Genomic DNA, 15,941 nt, shown 5'->3' with positions numbered 1-15,941 from the left:
TTGACTTTTCGATAGCTAATTATACGTTAGATCCCGTGAAATGCTTACGCATAGCCGATAAGAAAGCGGATAATGCTGGTGTGATTAAAGCATCCCTGCGCCGGATGAACACCGTTGTGACGATGGCATGCTTGCCTGTAATTTTATGCGTGCGGATTCGTCCTTGTTCTTCTGGTTCGGCAGCGATTGTACGTGGCAAAAGCGAAATGCCTAAGCCTGCGCCGACACAACCGATAATCGTTTCCGGTGATCCGAAATCCATCAGTTTAACAGGGATTAAACCTTCTTCTTTGAGCAGCAGATTTAATTTTGCCCGATAGGCACAACCGCTGCGTAAGACGAGAAGCGGGCGATCCTGCACGTCATGGATAGAACGGATGGGAGGGTGGGAAGATGAAGTGACTAGGACCAGTTCTTCATCAATGACTTTTTCTTGAATCAGATCTGGATGTTCTACGGGACCTGCCACAAAGGCTCCGTTAAGCTCATAATGAAGCACGCCATGGATATGCTGTTCTGTAGGACCCGTTGTTAATGTGAAATCGACTGCGGGAAATTCCGTATGATAGTTGGTGAGCAGCATGGGCAGCCGGGCGGAGGCGGTTGTTTCCATGGAGCCAATATGCAAGGGACCTGCGGGCTCGGAGGAGTCCCCCACGGCAAGCCGGGCTTCCTGAATCACATGCAATATTTTCTCCGCATAGGAAACAAGGATTTGACCGGAAGGCGTAAGCGTTATTCCCCGATTGTGGCGATAGAAGAGCTGTGTTTGCAAATCAGCTTCCAGTTGTTGAATCTTATGCGTGACGTTGGACTGGGCGAACTTTAATTTATTTGCTGCTTTGGAAATGCTGCCTTCGTGTGCCGTGGTAAAAAAAACTTTGAGCAACTGAATATCCATAAAAGCCTCCTGTATCGGTGCGATTAGATATCTGAGATTGAGATAATGAATGTCATTATTCTGCATTATACATGATAAAAGAATACCTTGCATGTTGACATGCTATCTACTGATAGCTAGAATTTACTTATGGATAAAAATAAAAATACAGCAGAATTTATTTTGGACACCGCTCAGTCGCTTGTGCAGCAATTTGGCTTTAACGGATTTAGCTACTCTCACATTGCAGACAAAGTAGGGATACGGAATGCCAGTATTCATTATTATTTCCCCAACAAAGAGGATCTGGGAGAAGCGCTGATTACACGGTATCAAAGAAATTTTATTACCTATGTCTCACAAATTGATTTGGAAACTCAGCATAGTTTGGAGAAACTGCGCAAATTCACTTTACTTTACAGTGAACCAGTCCAAGATTACCGTACTTGTCTGAGCGTTATGCTCTCAACGGATTTAGCTACTCTTTCCGGCAAAGTTCGAGATGGCTTAGCTCAATTTTTCACATCGAATTTAGAATGGTTGGAACGTGTGCTGGAGCAGGGGCGTCTCGATGATCAGCTTAAATTTGAAGGCCCCGCAGATGTGAGAGCCCATCAATTTCTGGCTTCACTTCAAGGAGCGCAACTACTAGCAAGAAGTTTTAGTGATGTCAAAAAGTTTGATATGATTGTCGATGGTTTGCTATCCGCCTTAACTTGAAAAAGCAGGCGGATTATTTTTTAATTTTGACTACCTATTAATAGGTTAATTAATAATATTTTATTATGGCGTATCATTTCTTGAGAAATAAAGAAAAATAATGAAGGTAAATGAGTATGCCGTCAATCGTAAATTAAACGAAATCAATGATGAAATGAGGCAAATAAAATGAAAACTTTAGTCATCGTTACGCATCCGAACATGGAAGGATCCACTTGGAATAAAGCATGGGTGAAGGCCTTGCAAGATCAAACGGATTACACCATCCATGAGCTATACAAAACGTATCCAGACGAAAATATCGATGTTGCGAAAGAGCAGAAGTTAATGGAGTCGCATGACCGCATTATCTTTCAATACCCATTTTATTGGTACAGCACACCGCCATTATTAAAAAAGTGGTTTGACAACGTATTGTTATACGGTTGGGCTTATGGACCAGAGGGCAAACTGGCTGGAAAAGAAATCGGTGTTGCGATCTCGACGTATGGCACCAAAGAGTCGTATTCAAAAAGCGGGTCCAATCGATTTACTTTAGAAGAGATGCTGCGCCCGGTAGAAGCGCTTGCTCATTTTATTAGCGCCTCGTATCTGCCACACTTTGCTTTGAACGATACGTCTAATGTGACAGATGAACGTGTAGCAAAAAGCGCTCAAGATTATGTGCAGCATCTCAAAACGGTCAAACCAGGAGTGCTGGTTTAAGAAAGATGTCGTTACAAGGTTTTCGCCCACTTGGGTGGAAGCCTTTTTATTTTGTTGAAATAGTAAGTATCAAGACTCACAATTGTGCTACAATTGTCTCGTAATTAAAATGAATCCTTATCAATAGAGAAAGGAGGGGTGTATATGCTTATCCGATTGAATAAAGTTCTCGAGAAAGCAATGCCTTTTGTTACGCCAACGGCTGTTATTGTTGGGCTAATTTGCAGTGTTTGGCTGCACAATCTGAGCTTTCTGGTGCCATGGATATTTGCGTTGATGACGTTCTTCGGTAGCATTGGCTCTAATTTTAAAGATTTACAGAAGGTGTTGATGCATCCGCTGCCGATTGTCGCTAACTTTATCATTTTGCATCTTGCCATGCCATTGCTTGGTTGGGCCGCCGGCTCGCTTTTTTTCCCAGGAGATGATTTGACTCAGACTGGTTTTGTTCTCCTATTCGTTATTCCTACCGGTGTAGTTAGCTTGGTATGGGTCACTATTTACGGAGGAAATATAGCGCTTACTTTGGCGCTGATCTTGCTAGACACACTTCTGTCTCCCTTTATTGTGCCACTTAGTCTTTCAATCATCGTTGGAGCGAAGGTACATATGGACCAATGGGAAATTATGAGAGGATTATTCTTAATGGTCGTGATTCCCTCATTGATCGGCACGATGCTTAATCAGTGGACAAAAGGGAGAATTAAAACCACATGGGGACCCAGGTTTGCGCCTTTTTCTAAAATAGGCCTTTTTGTGGTCGTCGCGATTAATTCCTCGGTCATAGCTCCTTATCTCAAGAACATGAATGGGCAGTTGATCAAAATCATTGTAATCGCTTTCGTGAGCGCTACCATCGGATATTTGGCAGGTTGGCTGGTATCACGGATGATGAAATGGGAACGCGAAGTTACGATAGCCTTAACGTTTAATTCCGGGATGCGAAATTTAAGTGCAGGTGCGGTGCTCGCCATCAGCTTTTTTCCGCCGCCAGTGGCGCTTCCAGTTGTCGCAGGCATGCTGTTTCAGCAGATTTTGGCGGCGATATTCGGGCAGCGTCTGGCTAAAAGTTACGGAGTAAACGGCCACACAGCAAAAGCAGCATAGTTGAGATGTGAGTACACTTGACGTTAACATAAGGATATAGCGAAACTAAAAAAGCCTTCAGGACCACTCTCAAGTGGGCTGGAGGCTTTTTTACGCTTTTCTTATTGAATCATAGTAAAAGAAAAATGTTGATCAAGCGCAAAATTAATTGCGCCGAGTGCACCGCCGATTTCGGGTAAGACGGCCGTGTCCACGGCTATTCCGGCAGAGAGGGCTAACATGGACCGCTGTTTCATAACTTTTGTGGCGGTTTGGACATATGTGCTGCACATGCTGGGAATGGATCCCCCAAGAATGATCGCCTCCGGATTGAGCAAATTGACCACATTAGCCAACGCGATCCCGAGATACGTGGCGGCGCGGTTAACGATACGTAAGGCCAAAGCATCACCTTGATCCGCAGCCAAGCAAACGTCCTTTACTTGCAGAAGTTGAAGATCGTTTCCAGCTATCACACGGTTGAGCACACTATCTTCCTGTCCGGACCGAAGTTGTCTGCGCGCTTCCTGTTCAATGGCAGAAGCCGTTGAATAGAGGTGCAAACAACCGTTATTTCCGCAAGGGCATACCGGACCGTCCGGCTCAACCGTAATATGTCCGAGCTCACCTGCTCCGCCGAACGAACCTGAAACCAACTGTCGATCATTAAAAATTCCGGCAGCAATCCCGGAACCGACCCCAACATAGATCATATGCTTATAGCTGCTGCCCGAACCGAATCGGCATTCAGCAAGCCCACGGGCACGGTGCCTGTTGATGGCTACAGTGGGCCATCCAAGTTTTTTACTTACTATGTCCTCAATCTCCACGTTCGACCAACCCAAATCTGAAGCGCTTTTAATTATACCTCTTCTTGTGTCGACAAGACCTGGAACTCCCAGACCGAATAATTGGATGACACTGATATTCAATTCTTTAACAAATTTTGCCGTTTGATCCGTTAACTCTTGAATCGCAATCTCGGGCAGGGGAGAGCTGACAGGTATTTTCGTAAGATGGATGACATTCCCCAGTAAATCAAACACACCTAACGTCCATATTTGATTATCCAGATCGGCGCCCATAATGCCAGGTGATCCTGGGACTAGCTCCAATGAGATAGCTGGACGGCCTCCCGTTGATGGGGCTTTTTCTGTTTCTTGGACAAGATTACAATCCATGAGTTCGGAAATCGTGGAAGAGATGGTCGCTCTGCTCAGTTCCGTAACTTTGGTCAATTTAATTCGAGGCATGGAACCGTGCATACGCAAAGCTTGAATGATGCTGGTTTTGGTACCCTTTTGATCGCTTTTATATGGACTTATCATGTGTTATCACCGTCGCTATATCATTATGTAATTAAAACGATTATACCTGAACCCATACGAATAGTGGTAATGAGCTTACTTTAATAAAAATCAGAACAAAGATCAATGTTTTTCTATTGATTATAATAACATTTAACAGGTAACGTAATAACTTAATTTAAATGTTGACATAAGTTGCAGGTATAACTTATGATATCCTCATACTATTGAAAGCGCTATTACAGAAAGGGCGGGATGAAATCAATGATCGTTTTAGGCGGTAATATGTATGATGATTCAACTATTGAGCATTTTTTGAAAGATGCGGCTGCTATTGGTTATGAGGGCGTCGAGATTCGAGGTGTTGGTGAATTAAAAGATGGTCATATCTCGCAAGAACGAGCGGAGCAGATTAAAAGTTTGCTCGTAGATTATCGGCTAACTCCAATCAATCTATCCCTTTTTGTTGGGAATTTTGCTTGTAATACGGAAGAGGAAAACCATGCGGAATTTCTGAAGTGGGAGCGCTATCTCGAATTTGCCTCAACCATTGGATGCGGCATGATGCGATTGAACCCAGGATTCCAGCATTCCGATGAGGTGTCCAAGGACGACTTTGCTAAGGCAATCAAGTGGTTCCAGCAATGCGCCGATGCGGCAAACATCCGAAATATACGGGCGGTTATTGAGATGCATCACGGAACGCTTTGCGATCATGCCGATTCCTCGATCGCTTTTGTAGAAGCAGTAGGGCGCAGTAATGTAGGGCTAATCATGGATCCGGTTAACCTGTATCAAGTGCCGACCGATTATGGGATAGCAACCATTGAACGTTTAAAACCGTATCTCCTCAACGTTCATATTAAGGATATAGTGAAGCTGCAAGGAAACCAGTATCCTTGGGCTTTCGAATATAGTGATTATGTACCGCATATCGGCAGGTATCATAGAGTCATACCGAAGCAGGGTAAACAAGAAGAGCAATATTTCTGTCATCGTCTTATTAATCAAGGTGGGATTGATTGGTACGAAGTGTTCCGAGGGCTGGAACAAATCGGATACAACGGTTACCTCACCGTTGAAAGTGTAAGCAAGCCTGGCTCCGATCTTCCCGTACATACCGAATTAGCTCAGCAATGTTATCACGATGTGCAGCACCTTCTTAGCGTCACAAAATCTAATGTTAATGTATAAAAAATGCGCGAGGGAAAGGGAGGAACGGCAGCTGTGGAACATTCGGAAAAACCTTATTCATTTTCACTGTTTGTGAAACATTGGAAAGATAAAATGGCTCCCGAGCTGGCCAGCTTTGTAAGCCGAGTTGGATTTGACGGCATCGAGCTTCCTATTCGAGACGGGTTTCAGGTAGAGCCTGAGACAGCTTGGAAAACACTGCCGCAATTTGCCAAGCAGTTAAACGAGCAAGGGGTCAACATTTATAGCGTTGCCGCATCAACGGATGAATCGATTTTCGCTGCATGTTCGGAAGCCGGTGTACCTCTGATCCGAATCATGGTCAACATCGATCAGGACGGGTATAAGGCAACGGAAGAGAGGACCAAGCGGAAACTGGAGGCGCTTGTCCCGCTTTGCGAAAAGTATGGCGTAAAGGTCGGCATCCAGCAGCATTACGGAAACTACATCATCGATTCGAACGGTATTATGCAGTTGATGCATCAAATAAACCCCGAGCATATCGGCGTCGTCTGGGATGCTGCGCACGATGCATTCGCGGGGCAACAGCCTGAATATGGATTGGATATCGTTTGGTCCCATCTGGCAATGGTGAATTTGAAAAATGGGTTCTTTCTGCGCAGTAACGGACCCGAGGCTGAAACAGCGGAGTGGAAACGTCATTTCACGACCGGACGGCACGGGATGGCGCACTGGCCGAGAATTGCCAGCTATGTGAAAGAACGAAACTATGCCGGTGTCATCTGTTTGACGGCAGAGTACACGGATTTGGCAAACAAAGACCGCTACATTACCGAAGATCTTGCTTATGCGAAGTCGCTTTTTAAGTAAATAGGAGGTGCAGGGCAAATGGCAGCTCAGAGTGAATGGCATCTGGGTAGTATCCCAGAAACTGTCCCGCAAAGCAGATGGAAGCATGTACTACATGGACTTAGACGAGACAAATTTCTGTATTTGTTAATTGCTCCAGGTGTGTTGTTTTTCCTGATCTTCAAATACGTCCCGATGTGGGGAGTCGTCATCGCTTTTCAAGATTACTCGCCATATATGGGGGTATCGGGAAGCCCATGGGTTGGTTTTGACCATTTTATCCGCTTCTTCTCCAACCAAGACTTCTACCTATTATTCCGAAATACGATGGCCATCAGTTTGTTAAGTTTGATATTCTTTTTCCCGCTGCCGATCTTGCTTGCTCTTATGCTGAATGAACTGCGCAATGAAGTCTACAAGAAATGGATTCAATCCATCGTTTATATGCCGCACTTTCTTTCGTGGGTCATTATCGCAGGGATTACTTTCTTGTTGTTATCGCAATCGTCGGGGATTATTAATAAGATGCTAGTCAGTTTAGGGGCTGCCAAATACGACTTTTTAACGAATGAAAACAGTTTCTGGATCCTGCTTACCGTGCAGAACGTCTGGAAAGAAGCGGGATGGGGAACGATCATTTTCCTTGCTGCTATCGCGGGAGTCGATCCTGGACTGTATGAAGCGGCGAAAATAGACGGAGCGGGCCGTATTCGGCAAGCTTGGCACGTAACGCTGCCCGCGATTCGAAGTGTCATTATCGTGTTGTTCATCCTCAAGCTCGGGCATATCATGGATGTTGGATTCGAGCAAGTATTTCTGATGATGAATGGCGCCGTTTCCAATGTGGCCGATGTTTTTGAAACCTATGCTTATCGTCTAGGTATTCAGCAGGGGCAATTCAGCTTCAGCACCGCCGTCGGCTTGTTCAAATCAGTGGTTGGATTGATTTTGGTTATTGGAGCCAATAAGTTGGCTAAACGATTTGGTGAGGAAGGCGTATACTGATCTCCGCAAATACGGGAAACGGGGTGAGAATGATGAATCGAACCTTAGGCGAGCGTCTATTTGATACGATGAATATAATCGTGCTCGGTGTCATAGCGATCATTACGATTTTTCCGCTTTATTATGTCTTTGTCGTTTCATTTACGGATCCAGCAGAGTACATCCAAAAGCAAGGTTATCTCTTATTTCCGCAGAAATGGACACTGGATTCCTACAAATATTTGTTGTCTACATCAGCTTTTCAAAATGCAACGATGATCAGTGGTTTTCTAGCAACTGTCGGAACAGCGCTCAGCCTTGTGATAACAGCTGCACTGGCCTATGGGTTATCCCGTAAGCGGTTGCAGGGCAGAAGACTGATCATGTTATTGATTCTGATCACACTTTTGTTCAGTCCGGGACTGATCCCACCTTACCTGCTGGTTCGCGACTTGGGATTGATTAACAGCGTCTGGTCCTTAATTCTACCGGTGCTGACAAGCGGGTGGTACGTTATTCTCATGAAAAGCTTTTTCGACAGCATCCCTGTTGAATTAGAAGAATCCGCCATTATTGACGGTTCCACGGATATCGGCGTTTTCTTCCGCATTGTCCTTCCTCTATCTCTTCCAGCTCTTGCCGCATTTGGATTATTCTACGCAGTGGCGTATTGGAACACATTTTTTAGTGCGGTACTGTACATCAATGATTACACTAAGTGGCCGCTTCAGCTGGTGCTCCGCAATATGTTAATCGACTCATCGACGCAAGCAGGAGGGGCTGCTGCAGCACAGATGATGGCCGAACAAAGCATCCCTACCGAAACTTTAAAAATGGCTGCTGTCGTCATTGCGACATTGCCAATCCTGTGTGTTTATCCGTTCCTGCAAAAGCATTTTGCCAAAGGCGTCATGCTGGGTTCGGTGAAAGGATAATCTTTTTAAAATGAAAGAGGAGGGTTCATATGAAAAAAAATGAGAGGTCAATGACGAGCAAAGCGCTGCCTGTATCTATAACCTTCATGATGGCTGCATCGGTTCTGTCAGCTTGCTCAGGCGGAGCACCGGCTTCAACAACAGGAACAGGTACAGGAACGGGAACTGCAGCTGACAGCGGTCCACCAACGGAAATTAGCATTTTTACGGAGTTTAGCACACCGGAACCACCGGCTGCCGATAATCCGGTGACCAAGGAATTCGAGAAGCGCACGAATACGAAGTTGACGATTACTTGGGCATCTCCCAATGCGTGGGAAGAGAAGCAGAACGTCATGTTAGCTTCAGGCGATATGCCGGATTTGATGAAAATCAAAGACATGAAGCAAACGCAGGCGATCACTATGATCAAGCAAGGTGCTTTTTGGGATTTGACGCCATATTTGAAGGATTATAAAAATTTATCGGCTTATCCGCAAGAGATTATGGACAGTGTCAAAGTAAACGGCAAGCAATATATCCTGCCGTCGGTACGACCGCTTCATGGAAGCAGCTTCTTTAACATCCGTCAAGATTGGTTGGATAACGTAGGGCTGAAGATGCCGCACACCATGGATGAGTTCTACACCGCTTTGAAAGCTTTCGTCGACAAAGATCCAGACAAGAACGGGAAAGCTGACACGTACGGATATAACGGAAAGAACTGGGAGAAAGTCATTGATATTTTCAATAAAAGTAATGGCAAGTGGAAGTTGCAAGACGGCAAACTGGTTGACACTGATCTAGAACAGGGGACAAGAGAAGGACTTATTTATCTTAACAAGATGTATAAGGATAAAATATTGCCTGAAGATTTCGTTGCTATGAAAACAACCGATTTTGAAAACATGGGGAAAGCCGGTAAAGTCGGTGTCCAAGTGGATACAACAGAAGGTGTTTTCCGTGCTACGGAAGGTGCGCAAAAGCTTGATCCGAAAGCGGATTTTGTGGCTATGACGTATTTGGAAAGTGCAGCAGGTAAAATGGTTCCTACCGGTTCTGGTTTCGCAGGGCTGTATGTGATTCCGAAAAAAGTCCCTGAGGCCAAAATGAAGAAAATCCTGGCTTTGATGGATTATGGCGCATCCGAGGAAGGTTTCGAATTGGCCTGTTACGGCTTGAAGGATATCCACTTCACCGTGGTGGACGGTTTTAAAACGGCGACAGAGCAAGCGGTGAAGGACAGTGTATCGCAAAGCTCGTTCGGTAAAATCTTCGAAAGATTTGATCCGTACTTATGGGCATATCGCGTGGGCATGCCGAAAGCGACCTTCGAGCGTAATAAGAAAATTATCGATGAACGAGGAAATTATGGCGTACCTGATGTATCCATTGGTTTGATGTCCGATATTGACTTGAAAATGGGACCAGACTACAAGAAGAAGATGGACGATATGAAGGTCAAAGTAATTATGGGGAAAGAACCGATCGAATCCTGGGATGCGATGGTAAAGACGTATAAAGCGGATGCCAACTACATGAAGATGACGGATGAATTTAATAAGTCCTATCAAGACAGGAAATCCGGTAAATAAAGAGAAAAAGGAGTCGAGCAAACATGCTGCATAAATTGCGATTAGCCGTTGTCGGATTGGGGCGCGTGTCGAAGTCCCATCTTCCGGCCATCCGGGAGCTATCCGATCAAATTAAACTTGTTGCCCTTGTTTCTCGCGATGAAGGTAAATTGCGGCAAGAAGCCGAAAAGTGCGAAGGGATACATACCTACACTTCCTACGATGATGCGGTAAATGATCCGGATATTGACGCGTTTTTGCTGCTTCTGCCACATGATCTTCACGCGGAGTACTCAATTAAGGCGCTTCGTGCCGGCAAACATGTGCTAGTTGAGAAACCTATGGCGATGAATGTGCAGGAAGCGGAGGAGATGGCGGAGGCGGCGAATCGTGGTAAAGTTACGTTAATGATTGGGCAAAGCCGCCGTTTCTACCAACCGGTCATGGAATCGATTCGGCAGGTGAGAAAGAAAGCCATTGGTGAATTAATTAACATCAATGCGATGCTATTGGCGCATATGGATAAGCCAGCGGCAGATTGGTGGAAGGACGAATCGAAAATTGGTGGATTTATCATTCCATTATGGGGAAGCCATATACTAGACTATATTCAGTGGGCATATGGTAGAGCTCCGAAGTCCGTTTATGCGCAGGGACATTCCAACAATCCGAATTGGTCGGGTGAAGATGAAGTGGCCATTTCCATGAATTTTGGCGATGGTCAAATGGCGAATGTGTGGATGTCGTTTAACGCCGGTTGCCGCCCAACCGATGAAGTTGGTCTTACCGGGAAGCGGATATGGTCGACGCAAAACAGCATTTATGAGCGCTATTTAATTGGATCGAACGGTTTGCTGCATCTGAAAGATGAGTATGAACTTAGCCTGAACGGCGAGAAGCTGGAAACCTGTGAGTCTACATTCCCTAATTTCAAATGGCAGCTTGAAGAATTTGCTAATGCGATTAGAGAAGGACGTGAACCGCTGGCATCAGGTCGGGAGATCATCCAGGTGATGAAGGTCATGGATGGTTGCTTTGAATCTATGCGGACCGGGCAGGTTGTGCAGCTCTAAATCTTGGACTTGTCTAAGGAAAACGAAGGAGGACTTTCTGCAATGAAGTTAAAAACATGGGTGCTTTCACCACAATCTCGATTGGATGAAGTCTGTTCAGAGGCGTGCCGTGCACGAATAAATGAGTACTTCGAACCTGTGTGGAACGAGACAGGACGTGATTACACGCAGGAAGAGCTTTCAGAACGAATTGCTGAGGCTGAAGTCATTATTACCAGTTGGGGCTCGCCTAGCTTAACTGATGAAATGCTTGAGAAGGCCGTCAAGCTTCGTGCCGTCGGGCATGCAGCGGGAACTGTGAAGAACCTTGTTCCCAAACAAATTTTCGCGCAAGGGGTCAAAGTTTACTCGGCAGCCCCAAGGATTGCCTTGAGTGTGGGTGAATATTGCCTCGCAGCGCTGCTGACATCCCTTCGGCACTTGACTGAATTTCATACCACCATGCGGGATGGCAAATGGAAGATTGCTGGTTTGAAAGGCAGAGAGCTTACCGGAAGTACGGTGGGCATCATCTCAGCTAGCTCTACGGCTCGCGCGTTTATCAAGCTGCTTGCGCCTTTTCAAGTCAATGTTCTCATTTACGATCCCTATTTGAGTGAAGATGCAGCGGCCCGACTGAATGCTAAAAGGGCTACACTCGAGGAGGTTATGAATTGTCCTATTATATCGGTTCACGCGCCCAAGCTTCCTGCTACGGAAAGAATGCTGACCCGAGAATTGCTCGCGCTAATTCCGGATGGTGCTGTCTTCATTAACTCTTCTAGAGGTCCTGTGGTAGATGAACAGGCATTCATGGAAGAGCTTCAAAGCGGACGGTTCTTTGCTGCTCTAGATGTGTTTGAAAAAGAGCCTCTTGCTGTTGATCATCCTATCCGCTCTCTTCCGAATGTTCTTCTTTCACCTCATATTGCCGGAGCCTCCGTACAAGGTCATCTCGCCTTAATGGAGGAAGTCGTCGAAGACATCATTAGAGGCTTGCAGGAAGAGAAGACCATGTATGAAGTGAACGAGAAAATGTGGGAAGTTATGGCTTAACAGGCTGAAGAATACTTTGGATAGATGGAAGGAGAATAATGTAAATGGTTAGAAAAATGTCCGTACCTCCCATGGAATTGGTTGATTATGATGGTCCTGGTACGCAGATGTGTGCGGTTATGGACGCCATTGGCGAGATTAGCGTGAGAAGAGCTTTGATTCCAGAACCCAAGGATGGCGAAGTAAGAGTAAAAGTTAAGTGGGTGGGGATATGCGGCAGTGATGTTGAAGTATTCCGTGGCGCACGCGAACCTGAATTTATATCATATCCTACAAGGCTGGGACATGAAGTTGCAGGCATCATTGATAAAGTCGGCCCTAATGTGATTGGTGTCAAGGTTGGCGATCATGTTGCTCTTCGATATGTTTGGGGAGCTTTTGCCGAGTATGTATGCTGCACCCCGTTTTCTCTGAAGGTGTTGCCGAAAGATTTGCCCTTAATCGAGGGCTCGCTGATTGAAGTGCTTCCAGGTATTATCCATGCCGCAGAACTCGGAGACATTTCACCGAATAAGAACGTATTGATCACGGGTCAGGGCGTCAGCGGTCTAGTGATGACGCAGGTTATCAATATGTTTAGTCCTAGAAATTTGGTCGTCACCGATTTGTTTGACGAGAAACTGGCGCTTGCACGCAAATATGGCGCCACCCATACGTACAAAATTCCGCATGAACATGCGGATACGATGGATATCGTGGGAGCAGATTTCCCCGATGGCTTTGATGTCGTCATTCCTTGTCTTCTGGAAGGAGCAGGTATGGTTGATGCCATTAATGCGGCAGCGCAGAATGGGCGAATCGTCATGTATGGGTGCATTGGCACGTGTCACAAGCCGGTTGATTTTTTCAAGGTGCATAAAAAACGGCTGGATATCCTGTCAACGGAACCCAAACGTGACATCGATAATCGGCGTTACTTCGATGAAGGATTGCGGTTGGTTCTCGACGGATTAGTGAATACGGAGGAAATGATTACTCACATCGTTCCGCTTGCGGAAGTTTCCCGAGCTTTCCAATTGAGGAACGAGCATAAGGGAGATACCATTCACGTCATGATTGACTGTGAAGTTAAATAAAATGAGGGGCTAAGCAGCTGGATCTGCTTAGCTCTTTTTTTGATGTAACGATGAGAAACATCGTTTCAGACTTTTGAATCTAGGTGAAATTTTATGCAAGCGCTCACAATACTTTGTTATACTGAGAGTAAATGCATCCAATCGGCTTAGAGGTAGCAAGGAGGAAATGGCCCATGCGTAAGTGGCTTGTACCGGATACGAATGTCAGACATAAAGTTTTTATTCGTATGTTAATCCCTTATCTTTTATTTATTTGTATGCTGTTAGGTATTGGTTATATCGTCTACCGAGAAACCATTCATGTAATGGAAAAAGATGCCACTGAGAATCACAGGCTTGTTCTGGAGCAAAGCAGAGATATTCTTGAACGAAGAATGGATGAGATTACTTCAATTGGACGTCAAGTTGCCGCCAACACGAAAGTCATTCAATTTATGACGGTGACGGATCCTTTCCAAGGTGCCAACACGTATTCCGTCCTAGATACGATTAAAAGCTTATATGATTTTAAGCTTTCCAATAACTTCGTCTATAACTATTATATTCTTTTCAAGAATAGCGACCTTGTTCTCACACCGGGTTCCAGCTATACCATGGACGAATTTTTTAGCCGGATTGCCGTTTATGATGGCGGAGATACAGAGAAGATGCGGAAGAATTGGCTGCAGACCTATCATTCCCGCTCTTTTCTCCCCTCTGAACACATGAATACTGGAAATAGCTCCTACCAAATGATGACGTATTTACAATCGTTAGGTCTACCGGGTAATCCGCAGGCGGTTATCGCTGTGATGATTGATCAAGCTGAGATCCGTAAGCTGTTTCAGGGACTTAACTTAACGGAAGGTGGCTGGGCGTATATTCTGGATGATCAGGGCCGCATTATGAGCTCGTTATCTGGCGAAGATACGGGACTTCCCGTGCGATTGGCTGATTTGAAGGAACAGCATGGCATTGTTGAGCAAAAGCTGAATAATCAATCCATGATTGTTACGTATACAAAATCAACGACAAATGGATGGACGTACGTTGTTGGTCAACCGAAAGTTATTCTTTTAGGAAAAGTGCATTATATTCAAAAGATTATTTTCTCCTTAACGCTGCTTTTTCTTGTGATTGGTGTATCCATGGCCTATTTTCTGGCATATCGGAATAGCAAACCGCTTCGAGCTCTTGCCCAGTCGCTGAAAGAACTCGTTGGAGGCGGAGTGAAACAGCACGATGTGTATGGCTTTATAAGTGAAGCGGTGTCCGGCCTGGCGCTTTCTAACCGTAAACTGCAATCCGAGTTGGAGCTGCAGGTGCCTTTATTACGCGCATCCTATTTCAGAAGGCTTATGCAAGGACAATTTCTATCAACAAGGGATGCGGATGTCCTGCTCAAGCATCTAGGGTTAGGGATGGAGGATGAAGATCGGCAATATGTCGTCGCGCTCATTCGCATTCAAGGGTATGACAATGGCTATAATGAACGGCTGCTCAAAGATCTGGATCGAGTCCGCTTCGCATCCGCTGAGTTAATCAGGGAACTTGTAGGCGCAGACGGATTTGCATATGATGTGGCGCAAGACCAAATTGCCGTTTTACTAAGTGTATATTCGCATGATGCTAACAAGCATCGAGAAAACATAACGAAACTAATGGAACAGGTCTGTCAGGCGATTAACTTGCGGTTTCAGATTGTATCCGATTGTGGCATCGGGGGGTACTGTGACCGGGTAACCGCAATCTCACGCTCCTATGAGCAGGCTAGAGAGGCTTTATTCGCCCTAGTACGATTGGGCAAGGATGGATTGCAGTGGTTTGACGAGCTCCCAGCGGCGCTCAATGATTACCATTACCCGCAAGACATGGAAGGACGGCTCATGAATGTCGCATTGGCTGGTGAGCAGGAAGAGGTTACACGTCTATTACAAGCCCTGTACACCGAAAATTTTGAAAACAGACACCTTTCACAAACCGTTCTCCGTTTATTTATTGGTGAATTGTGGGGGAATCTCATCAAACTTCTACGGCAATTAGGCATGCAAGCTGAGGAAGTTTATATCCAAATTCAGCGGATAGATGGCGCGGAGCCTTCTTATGAGACTTTGCAGCAACATTTTGCAGCGATACGTCTTGCTTATTCGACGATTTGTCAGCATGTCGTGGAGCAGCGCTCAAGTCGTAACATTGAACTACTGGATAATATTCGTACGATGCTTCAGAAAAACTTTGCTGACAAAGCGTTATGTCTGGATGAGGCCGCTGATAGACTTCGTGTATCCAAGGTGTATTTGTCACAGTTTTTCAAGGATCAAACGGGTATCAATTTCTCAGATTATTTGGAGCAATTGCGCATGGAGCATGCGAAGCATTTGTTAAGAAATTCGGAGTATGCCATTCAAGAGATTGCAGACAAAGTAGGATACGCCTCATCCAATACATTCTGCCGGGCGTTCAAGCGGCTCCATGGGGTTAGCGCAACGGTTTATCAAAGGTCTGTAGAAGTGAATGTTTAGCGGAAAAATAACATTTGCACATGAATAAAGTAATTGCACATCCTCAAAACCTAAGGATTGCACAGGATTTAAACGTTTTCAT

At 45.3% G+C, this 15,941-nt stretch carries 14 protein-coding genes; 12 read left to right on the top strand and 2 right to left on the bottom strand.

All coding sequences use genetic code 11. The features are described 5' to 3' along the window. Positions 1–19 precede the first annotated feature (19 nt). Positions 20–901: a LysR family transcriptional regulator gene (locus RQP52_RS09030; RefSeq protein WP_315950945.1), complete on the bottom strand. Its 882-nt coding sequence runs from the start codon at positions 899–901 to the stop codon at positions 20–22. 129 nt (positions 902–1,030) lie between these two features. Between RQP52_RS09030 and RQP52_RS09025 the strand changes: the two genes are divergently transcribed. The 3 genes from RQP52_RS09025 to RQP52_RS09015 all read left to right on the top strand — a co-directional run bounded on the left by RQP52_RS09025 (position 1,031) and on the right by RQP52_RS09015 (position 3,412). Beyond that, the gene (locus RQP52_RS09025; protein ID WP_315950944.1) at positions 1,031–1,600 is read left to right on the top strand and encodes a TetR/AcrR family transcriptional regulator; all 570 of its coding nucleotides are present in this window, start codon (positions 1,031–1,033) and stop codon (positions 1,598–1,600) included. Between the two features lie 168 nt (positions 1,601–1,768). Next, positions 1,769–2,305, top strand: coding sequence for an NAD(P)H-dependent oxidoreductase (locus RQP52_RS09020; RefSeq protein ID WP_315950942.1), 537 nt, complete (start codon positions 1,769–1,771; stop codon positions 2,303–2,305). Positions 2,306–2,449: 144 nt separating this feature from the next. Then, positions 2,450–3,412: a bile acid:sodium symporter family protein gene (locus tag RQP52_RS09015; RefSeq protein WP_315950940.1), complete on the top strand. Its 963-nt coding sequence runs from the start codon at positions 2,450–2,452 to the stop codon at positions 3,410–3,412. A gap of 101 nt (positions 3,413–3,513) precedes the next feature. Here the strand turns inward: RQP52_RS09015 and RQP52_RS09010 are convergent, their stop codons facing one another. Then, a complete protein-coding gene (locus RQP52_RS09010) occupies positions 3,514–4,719 on the bottom strand; it encodes an ROK family protein (RefSeq protein ID WP_315950939.1) in 1,206 nt (401 codons plus the stop codon). A 234-nt stretch (positions 4,720–4,953) separates the two neighbouring features. Between RQP52_RS09010 and RQP52_RS09005 the strand changes: the two genes are divergently transcribed. The 9 genes from RQP52_RS09005 to RQP52_RS08965 all read left to right on the top strand — a co-directional run bounded on the left by RQP52_RS09005 (position 4,954) and on the right by RQP52_RS08965 (position 15,859). Beyond that, positions 4,954–5,892, top strand: coding sequence for a sugar phosphate isomerase/epimerase family protein (locus tag RQP52_RS09005; protein ID WP_315950938.1), 939 nt, complete (start codon positions 4,954–4,956; stop codon positions 5,890–5,892). Between the two features lie 72 nt (positions 5,893–5,964). After that, positions 5,965–6,723 carry a sugar phosphate isomerase/epimerase family protein gene (locus RQP52_RS09000; RefSeq protein ID WP_315950936.1) on the top strand — a complete coding sequence of 253 codons (759 nt, stop codon included), beginning with the start codon at positions 5,965–5,967 and terminating at the stop codon, positions 6,721–6,723. 18 nt (positions 6,724–6,741) lie between these two features. Continuing rightward, positions 6,742–7,707 (top strand): ABC transporter permease, encoded by a 966-nt coding sequence (locus RQP52_RS08995; RefSeq protein ID WP_315950934.1) that lies wholly within the window; start codon positions 6,742–6,744, stop codon positions 7,705–7,707. A gap of 32 nt (positions 7,708–7,739) precedes the next feature. Beyond that, on the top strand, positions 7,740–8,621 hold the full coding sequence (locus RQP52_RS08990) for a carbohydrate ABC transporter permease (protein ID WP_315950933.1): 882 nt from the start codon (positions 7,740–7,742) through the stop codon (positions 8,619–8,621). Positions 8,622–8,650: 29 nt separating this feature from the next. Beyond that, entirely contained in the window at positions 8,651–10,195 is a 1,545-nt protein-coding gene (locus RQP52_RS08985; RefSeq protein WP_315950932.1) for a type 2 periplasmic-binding domain-containing protein, read from the top strand. 23 nt (positions 10,196–10,218) lie between these two features. Beyond that, positions 10,219–11,247 (top strand): Gfo/Idh/MocA family protein, encoded by a 1,029-nt coding sequence (locus RQP52_RS08980; RefSeq protein WP_315950931.1) that lies wholly within the window; start codon positions 10,219–10,221, stop codon positions 11,245–11,247. Positions 11,248–11,289: 42 nt separating this feature from the next. Continuing rightward, entirely contained in the window at positions 11,290–12,282 is a 993-nt protein-coding gene (locus RQP52_RS08975; protein WP_315950930.1) for a hydroxyacid dehydrogenase, read from the top strand. Between the two features lie 44 nt (positions 12,283–12,326). Continuing rightward, complete coding sequence (locus tag RQP52_RS08970) at positions 12,327–13,358, top strand: zinc-dependent alcohol dehydrogenase (protein WP_127450849.1); 1,032 nt, start codon at positions 12,327–12,329, stop codon at positions 13,356–13,358. A 173-nt stretch (positions 13,359–13,531) separates the two neighbouring features. Further along, a complete protein-coding gene (locus RQP52_RS08965) occupies positions 13,532–15,859 on the top strand; it encodes a helix-turn-helix domain-containing protein (RefSeq protein WP_315950929.1) in 2,328 nt (775 codons plus the stop codon). Positions 15,860–15,941: the final 82 nt, after the last annotated feature.

The organism is Paenibacillus violae (assembly GCF_032461945.1).
Lineage (GTDB): Bacteria > Bacillota > Bacilli > Paenibacillales > NBRC-103111 > Paenibacillus_E > Paenibacillus_E violae.
The sequence above is the reverse complement of the archived record's forward strand: the minus strand, read 5'-3'. Positions and strand labels throughout refer to the sequence as shown.